This is a genomic window from Microcoleus sp. A003_D6 (assembly GCF_036702825.1).
In the GTDB taxonomy this organism is placed as follows: domain Bacteria; phylum Cyanobacteriota; class Cyanobacteriia; order Cyanobacteriales; family Microcoleaceae; genus Microcoleus.
In genome coordinates this window covers 1-7,349 of the sequence record NZ_JAUBWA010000205.1, presented here as the reverse complement: position 1 = coordinate 7,349, position 7,349 = coordinate 1, and the positions used below count along the sequence as shown (strand labels likewise).

The window sequence follows — 7,349 nt, the reverse complement described above, 5'->3', positions numbered from 1 at the left end:
GTTCCACAAGGAAAAATGTTTTTTGTGGGATGGGCCGGAGAGCCCGTCCTAGTTATTTTTGCAAGAGGTCTAATAAACGCAACTTAGAGTTCTGCGGTGTCCCAAGCCGGAGCTGCGGGATAAATGTTTAGTTTTACCCACCTACTTATGTTTGCCTATTTGTCGAAATTGGGGGAATTGTCCGGTTGGTCTTCCGGGTATTCTACAGGTCGATACTCCACGTAGTCAGACGGCGGTGCTTCCACGTCGTCGCGGTTGCTGGGGCGAGACCTAGATGCTTGTGCAGGACGGGTTTTTTTGGTTCTCGGCGCAGTCTCGGAACTGCGGTTTTCCGAAGCAGGGGGGCGATTGCTGCGGCTGCGGGCCGGTCTTTCTTCGGGGTTGTCTGAAACGTCCCAGTTGTCAGACCCTTGGGCGGGCGGGGCTTCCGGGCGGGCGGGACGTTTGCGCGAGGACGATCGATCGATCGACTCTGGCTTGGAGTTGTTAATGCTGCCGTTGCGATTCGAGGGACGGCGGCGGGGTTCATCGTCGTAGGCTTCGCGGGAGGAACGGTTGTCTTGGCTGCCTCTAATCCGGGGACGCTGCGGGTAGTCTTCCTCTGGTTCTAGCTGCTCGATTTCGGAATCGTAGCCGTCGTAAGCGTAGGCGTTGCTGACCGATCGCTCTTCATCTACGTATTGGGCGCGACTTTTGGCTTGTGCTGTGGTTGCTCCCCGCAGCTTAATGCTTTCTGCTGCAAAAAATATGGCGGAACCAGTGAGCAGAAATTGACCGAATGCCAGAATTGGGTCAAGCCGCCATCCTTGAAATAACAGAATACCGCCGCACAGCAGGCCGACTGCTGCAAAAAAAATATCGTGGTCTCGGGCTAGTTTGGGACGCCACGATCGCAGAAAGTACAGTCCTGCCCCTGCTACTGCTAGGATGATCCCTAACAGGCTGCTCCAGTTCAATCCTAAATTGACCATTAGCCTATCTCCTATGTCTGTCCTATGTTAGCGAGTTAGATTTTACATCTATCATTAAGTCTGTTATCCCGACTGTGCTTTCTGGGGCAGCGTCCGGTCAGGGTTACAGCTTGGGAAGTGAGTATAATAATGAGTTTAACGGGAAAAAACCTCAGCGAAAGCAGTCAACTGAAGGTTTTGCCTTCACAGTTGCTGGTAGCCGAGGTTTCTCGGATCGGGGAAAGGCCCGACGTGCAGGCTAAAATTGACTTTCACGCCTGAGAGGAAGCCCCCCACACTTTTTAGGTGCGCTTGATTTTGTCTTTTTGGCTGATGAAGATCAGGCCGATCGTTGCTGGAATCACTACTACTGCAACGCCCACCAGCAGGCTGTACAAAAAGTTCGCGAGAGAAGGAGTCATAGATTCTAAGCCTTTGTTACAACAATTTGATTTTTAGTGAACAAACCTGACGGTCAACTGAGTACAGTTAGACCGCAGGCTTCTTTTTCCTTTTTTTCAAAGGCTTTTTATAGTGAGGTAGTTCCACCCCCACTTGCTAATATAGTATCAGAGTATTTCCCGAGCATCTTGGGGTATAAAAGAATAAATAATTGTCGGTTTCCGTACCTACACCCGACGAGCCTTTCATCACGCGGGCGTAATTCCCAACGGGGTAATTCGCGCAGCGCTCAGATTAATCCCCTCTAAATATACGCCCGGGACTTCCCGGCTGGTAGTTAATTTTATACTTTCGATCGCACCTGTGAAACGGTTAAAATTATGAATAGCAGACTTAACAAAACTTAAGATTTCGAGATAAGACCCATGACTGGTATTACCGTTGCAAGTTGGATTCTGGGCTCTGTCCTAGTCCTGATGACTTTACTCTTTATTTTTCGGATAGTTCTGACTTGGTATCCCGAAGTGAACCTGAGCAAGTTGCCGTTGAGTTTGATAGCTTGGCCGACTGAACCTTTTTTAGCCGTAACTAGAAAGATTGTACCGCCGATCGGCGGGGTGGACATTACGCCGATTATTTGGGTCGGTATCTGTAGCTTGCTGCGAGAAATGATTCTCGGTCAGCAAGGGCTGCTGACGATGATGATGTAAGAGTCATGAGTCATTAGTCATTAGTTATTAGTCATTGGTCATTAGTCATTGGTCATTGGTCATTAGTTATTAGTCATTGGTCATTAGTCATTAGTCAGATCGTCCCCGCTCGGGAACGTCATTAGTTTAGTCCTAGACGCACGGGTGTGCAGAAACCGGGTTTTTTACGAAAATACTTTGTTTGAGCCTGCACATCGCGCAAAAAACCCGGTTTCTAGCCAGGGCGAGTGCGATCGCCAACTAGAAATAAGCCTTTACTAGGAACTATTAGCTAATGACCAATGACCAATGACTAATGACCAATGACTAATGACCAATGACTAATGACCAATGACTATTGACTAATGACCAATGACTAATGACCAATGACCAATGACCAATGACTAATGACCAATGACTAATGACCAATGACTATTGACTAATGACCAATGACTATTGACTAATGACCAATGACTAATGACCAATGACTAATGACTGTTTTGGTTCATAAACTGTTCGACGAAATTGGTGTAAACTTCGCCGCTGAGAAATTCCGGGCTATCGAGGATTTTTTGGTGGAAGCTTAGGGTGGTAGGAACGCCGGTGATGGCGCACTCCCGCAATGCCCGTTTCATCCTGCGGATGGCTGTCGGTCGATCGCGCCCCCAGACTATCAATTTACCGATTAAAGAATCGTAGTAAGCGGGTATTTCGTAATCGGTATAAACGTGAGAGTCCATCCGCACGCCCGGGCCGCCGGGAGGCAAAAAGCCGGTGATTCTGCCCGGATGGGGCCGGAAGTTGCGATCGGGGTCTTCAGCATTGATGCGGCACTCGATCGCGTGGCCGCTGAGAATTACTTGGTTTTGCTTGATTTGCAGTTTTTCGCCTTGCGCGATGCGAATTTGTTCGGCTATCAAATCGAGACCTGTAATCATCTCGGTGACGGGATGTTCGACTTGGATGCGGGTGTTCATTTCCATAAAGTAGAACTTGCCCGATTTGTCAAGCAGAAATTCGACAGTCCCCGCACCCGTGTAGTTGATGGATTTGGCGGCGGCAATGGCGGCGTGACCCATTTGATCTCGCAGTTTCTGGGTGAGGGCTGGGCTGGGGGCTTCTTCGAGGAGTTTCTGGTGTCGCCGCTGAATCGAACAATCTCTCTCGCCGAGGTGGATGACGTTACCGTAGTTGTCGGCGAGGATTTGGATTTCGATGTGCCGGGGTTTTTCGATGAATTTTTCGAGGTAAAGTCCGGGGTTGCCGAAGGCTGCATCGGCTTCGCCTTGGGCTGCGGAGAATAGTTTGGGGAGTTCGGATGCTTCTCTCACTAACCTCATCCCGCGGCCACCACCGCCGGCGGTGGCTTTGATCATCACAGGATAGCCGATCTCGCGGGCTACTGCCAAAGCTTCGCGATCGTCTGCCAGCAATCCCTCGCTACCGGGAACTGTGGGAACTTTCACTCGCTGCATCGTTTCTTTGGCGGTGGATTTGTCGCCCATCGCCCGCATCGCGGCAGGAGTTGGGCCGATGAAGGTAATTTGATGGTCGGCGCAGATTTCGGCAAATCTGGCATTTTCCGAGAGGAAGCCGTAACCGGGGTGAATGGCTGCGGCGTTGCGCGTCAGTGCTGCGGAGATAATGTTGGGGATGTTTAAATAGCTTTTGCTGCTGGTGGGGGGGCCGATGCAAACGGCTTCGTCTGCCAACTGGACGTGCAAGGCGTGTTTATCTACGGTGGAGTGAACGGCGACCGTGGCAATCCCCATTTCCTCGCAGGTGCGCAGTATGCGGAGAGCTATTTCTCCCCGATTAGCGATTAAAATTTTAGAGAACCCCATCTTCGCTGCTTAATTCACTCAATATTCTGTACAATAATGCCTTTCGGTATGTTCTGGATAATGGTTTTGCAGAAATTGTTCATAAAAATTTATTTTACATTTGGCTGGTAGTGGTGCTATGATTGTAAATCGGCGGTGCAAAAGGGCAAGTCACAAGTTAAATGTCAGGAACCTCAACCTGTGAATCTTTAACTCGTAACGCAAAAATCCCGGAGATTGCCAGAAAGAGCGGATGTGGCGGAATTGGTATACGCGCACGCTTGAGGTGCGTGTGGCATTATGTCCTTGCGAGTTCGAGTCTCGCCATCCGCATTAAATATGTAAAACAACTGTTGACGGTTTTTGCTGTTGACAGTTGTTTTATTGGGCGGCGTGAGTCCCAAGGAAAAAATATCGTTACAGGTATTAAGCTGTTGTGCATTTCAATTGAATTTTTTGTGTCAGGCTAAATTGCCTTCTGTGTCAACTTTAGTTTCTGTCTGAGATCCATCATCATTATCTTGCAAGAAACCGTGATACCAAGGTGTTACAATTCCATTTTCTCGCCCTAACCTCACAATTTCCCACAAAAGTGGGTCTTTACTTATTTGATGTTCCAGGATCAGTTCCCAGTAAGTATTTGCTCCTATATCGGTGCGCTCAATTAATCGGTTTTCTCCACCATTCCAGAATCTCTCAACAATCAAACGTTTGGATTGTACTATTTGGTCAATTAATATAAGTTTGGTCGCGACTACTCGATCGGGTTGAAAATCGAGGTATTCAATGGCATGATTGTATTTGGGAATGCAATCTAATTCAATATTCTCATCTGGTTCGAGGTCAAAATACTCTGAGGGTGTTAACTCGACGGATTGCCAATGAATACTGTGATTGAGCTTGTATTCGATCGCGATTTGGATGTTGGGCTCAGTTTTCATCTGTTTTTACCTCTTTTGCCTAAATCTCGACCTTCAAAGGCTTTCATAATCTGCCTGTAGGTTTTGGGTTCGATATCTTGATTGTTTAGCATTTCCTCTAATTGATTCGGTGTTTGCTTCAGCAAAAAGTTGATGTCAACACCTTTGAGGTTTGGGTTGCTTCTAAGATCCTTGAGCTGTCCGAGTCCTGCTAATTGAGTTTCTATGGGAACGTTTGGCTGAATACTCACCGTTCACGGATAGCGATATGTCAGTTGTGTTGGTATCATAGTATCATCAGGTATCGATCTGTTGTCAATAGGCAGAATGGGATTAGTTAGGTTCCGAATTCGAGAGTTGGCTGACGAAAAAGGATGGACGCTAAAGGATGTGGCCGATCGATCCGAGGTTCCGTACAGCACAGTCAGGCACTAGGCTCGATCGGAAGGACTAGCAACGGTTGATATCACATCAATTCAAAAGATAGCTCGCACCGTCGATGTTTTGATTGAAGAGTTGATGGAAGTTGTTAAAGAATGAACCGATGAAATTATATTAGCAAACGGAAGTTAGATCGATGACATCCTACGCCTTAAACTTACCCGTTCAGTTACAGCAAGAAGCCGAAAAATTGGCAACACTCCAAGGCATTTCCTTCGATCAGTTTATCCTCTGGGCTGTAGCCGAAAAAGTCGCTACCCTCAACCAGCGGAATGACGATCCGGCTTTTCCTGAAATCACGTATGTGCGCGGCGCTAGCGGCGAACTCGTTCCAGTTTTGCGCGGCACTCGGTTGCGGGTGCAAACAGTAGTCATCGCAGCGCAGAAATGGGGTTTTTCTCCAAACCAAATTGCCACTGAGTATGACTTAAGTGAAGATCGAGTGAACAATGTTCTCGCTTTTTATGCGGCTCACCATCAAGAAATAGACGCATCTATTGCCGCTGAGCAAATTATCGAAGCTGCTAATGTCTAAACCGCTATTGCATCTAGATGCCGATACCTCTATTAAAGCTTTGCAAGCCGCCCTTTTATCTCGCAATCACGATGTCACTCGGACACCGAATGAGTGGATGGCTTTAGATGCTAGCGATGAGGCTCAATTGCTAGAAGCAACAGCGCGACGGCGGTGTATTTTTACGTTTAATATCCGGGATTTTCAGGTTTTAGCTCAGCGTTATCCCGAACATGGCGGCATCATTTTGGCGGCTCAAAACAGTTGGACATTATCGAGTCTAATTGCTTCGATCGATCGCCTGATTTCAGAAACACAATCTGCTGACTGGAAAGGGCAAGTTCGCTGGCTTAATCAGTGGCGAACCTAATTCTATCTTATCGAACTTCTGTATCTCTGGTCGATCGCACTTCTTCCGCCTCCTGCAAAACATGATTAACTGGTTGACTTTGGGAACCAGATACACTTTGCCTATCGAATGATGACTTTAGCACTTTACGAGCAATCAGCCAAGCAAGCCCTCCCAAGATTCCACCGCCCAAACAACTAACTATAACTGCGCCAAAGAAAGGATGCAGCGGTAGCGGATGCTGGAAAGATGGCGGTGCCCACGGTTTTTCTACAGCTAAGGTGTAGCTGCTGGAAACCACGCCCGCAACGCCGATGCCGATACCGACAACGGCTATGGTAATTGGTAAATTGCGATCGCGCTTTTTCTCTCCTTTCTCATTATCCTGTAAAATTTGTTGCAGTTGGCGATCGCTCTTTGCTTGTTCGATCTCCACCAAACCTCGAATAGATGCAGTGAGTTGTTGTGCTATTTCTTTGCGGGGACTCATGTAGTTGAACCAGCACTGGATTTGTTTGAGAAAAATATTTTTGGCATGGTTACTAAATTTCTGCCATGAATCTAGGCTCGAACCTGAGTCTAATAGTTTCTGGAGAGAGTCTTGATAGGTTTGTTGATTGATTTCAATAGTAGTTCGATGCACTTCTAATTCTCCACAATATTTAGAATGCTCCAGAGCTAACAATGGCAATTCATCCAACATTTTACTAAATTTATCTAAGTTATTATTTTTATCTGCAACATAACCGACAAATTCAGTAATTTTTTGCTCTATTTGCTGAGAAAATTCCAGAGCAGCTTGATAGCTAACTTCTGCTTGTTGATAAACAAATTTTATTTTATGGTAGCTACAGAGTAAATCGACAATATCTTCATAGTGTTTTGATAAGTTCTTTAGATTATCATTTTCATCCTGATAATTTAGCAAAACTAGAATATGACAGACTGGTTTTTCAGTCTTTTCGGCGGTACTTTGACAAAAGTATTCAAATAGAGGAATACCTAATAAATTGTTTCCATCGGATGCAGTGATTTTGTCATTTTCATATTCAGTTTCTTTTAATAAATTTCTTACATGTGCGATTCGTTTAGTCTAAATGAGTAACACTACTCAGGGATGGCTAGTATGGCTACAGAGCCATAACAACTAAATACATATCTAGGTGCGGGTCATCCCAAGTCCTAGTCCGCAAGTGCAGCGGTAAAAGCATATCCCCTATTTTGGTAGGTAGCAACTAACAAGGTAAAGCGGGGATAAAAG

General features: G+C 46.4%; 10 protein-coding genes, 1 tRNA gene and 1 pseudogene. 6 read left to right on the top strand and 6 right to left on the bottom strand.

The features are described from left to right. Positions 1–155: 155 nt before the first annotated feature. Positions 156–971, bottom strand: coding sequence for a Ycf66 family protein (locus QUB70_RS30880; RefSeq protein WP_332985560.1), 816 nt, complete (start codon positions 969–971; stop codon positions 156–158). Positions 972–1,100: 129 nt separating this feature from the next. Between QUB70_RS30880 and QUB70_RS30875 the strand changes: the two genes are divergently transcribed. After that, complete coding sequence (locus tag QUB70_RS30875; RefSeq protein WP_332985558.1) at positions 1,101–1,232, top strand: hypothetical protein; 132 nt, start codon at positions 1,101–1,103, stop codon at positions 1,230–1,232. Between the two features lie 20 nt (positions 1,233–1,252). Here QUB70_RS30875 and psbX read toward each other — a convergent pair whose 3' ends face one another. After that, a complete protein-coding gene (gene psbX / locus QUB70_RS30870; protein ID WP_332985557.1) occupies positions 1,253–1,372 on the bottom strand; it encodes a photosystem II reaction center X protein in 120 nt (39 codons plus the stop codon). Between the two features lie 405 nt (positions 1,373–1,777). Here psbX and QUB70_RS30865 point away from each other — a divergent pair, with 405 nt between their 5' ends. Then, complete coding sequence (locus QUB70_RS30865; RefSeq protein WP_015176974.1) at positions 1,778–2,062, top strand: YggT family protein; 285 nt, start codon at positions 1,778–1,780, stop codon at positions 2,060–2,062. Between the two features lie 467 nt (positions 2,063–2,529). On the opposite strand, the gene accC is transcribed toward QUB70_RS30865, so the two are convergent. Then, positions 2,530–3,885 carry an acetyl-CoA carboxylase biotin carboxylase subunit gene (gene accC / locus QUB70_RS30860; protein ID WP_332985555.1) on the bottom strand — a complete coding sequence of 452 codons (1,356 nt, stop codon included), beginning with the start codon at positions 3,883–3,885 and terminating at the stop codon, positions 2,530–2,532. 228 nt (positions 3,886–4,113) lie between these two features. On the opposite strand from accC, the gene QUB70_RS30855 reads away from it, so the two are divergent. Further along, positions 4,114–4,197: transfer RNA gene (locus tag QUB70_RS30855), tRNA-Leu, on the top strand. A gap of 128 nt (positions 4,198–4,325) precedes the next feature. Here QUB70_RS30855 and QUB70_RS30850 read toward each other — a convergent pair. Further along, positions 4,326–4,805, bottom strand: a complete 480-nt coding sequence (locus QUB70_RS30850) for a hypothetical protein (protein ID WP_265239338.1) — start codon at positions 4,803–4,805, stop codon at positions 4,326–4,328. After that, positions 4,802–5,035, bottom strand: coding sequence for a hypothetical protein (locus tag QUB70_RS30845; RefSeq protein WP_332973392.1), 234 nt, complete (start codon positions 5,033–5,035; stop codon positions 4,802–4,804). The genes QUB70_RS30850 and QUB70_RS30845 overlap by 4 nt, the downstream gene beginning before the upstream one ends. A gap of 76 nt (positions 5,036–5,111) precedes the next feature. On the opposite strand from QUB70_RS30845, the pseudogene QUB70_RS30840 reads away from it, so the two are divergent. From QUB70_RS30840 to QUB70_RS30830, 3 genes and pseudogenes are all read left to right on the top strand, one after another. After that, positions 5,112–5,324: pseudogene (locus QUB70_RS30840) on the top strand (helix-turn-helix domain-containing protein). Positions 5,325–5,361: 37 nt separating this feature from the next. Continuing rightward, positions 5,362–5,760 (top strand): DUF433 domain-containing protein, encoded by a 399-nt coding sequence (locus QUB70_RS30835; RefSeq protein ID WP_332985554.1) that lies wholly within the window; start codon positions 5,362–5,364, stop codon positions 5,758–5,760. Continuing rightward, complete coding sequence (locus QUB70_RS30830) at positions 5,753–6,109, top strand: DUF5615 family PIN-like protein (protein WP_332985553.1); 357 nt, start codon at positions 5,753–5,755, stop codon at positions 6,107–6,109. The genes QUB70_RS30835 and QUB70_RS30830 overlap by 8 nt, the downstream gene beginning before the upstream one ends. A 7-nt stretch (positions 6,110–6,116) precedes the next feature. Here QUB70_RS30830 and QUB70_RS30825 read toward each other — a convergent pair whose 3' ends face one another. Further along, a complete protein-coding gene (locus tag QUB70_RS30825) occupies positions 6,117–7,016 on the bottom strand; it encodes a hypothetical protein (protein WP_332985552.1) in 900 nt (299 codons plus the stop codon). Between the last annotated feature and the right edge of the window lie 333 nt (positions 7,017–7,349).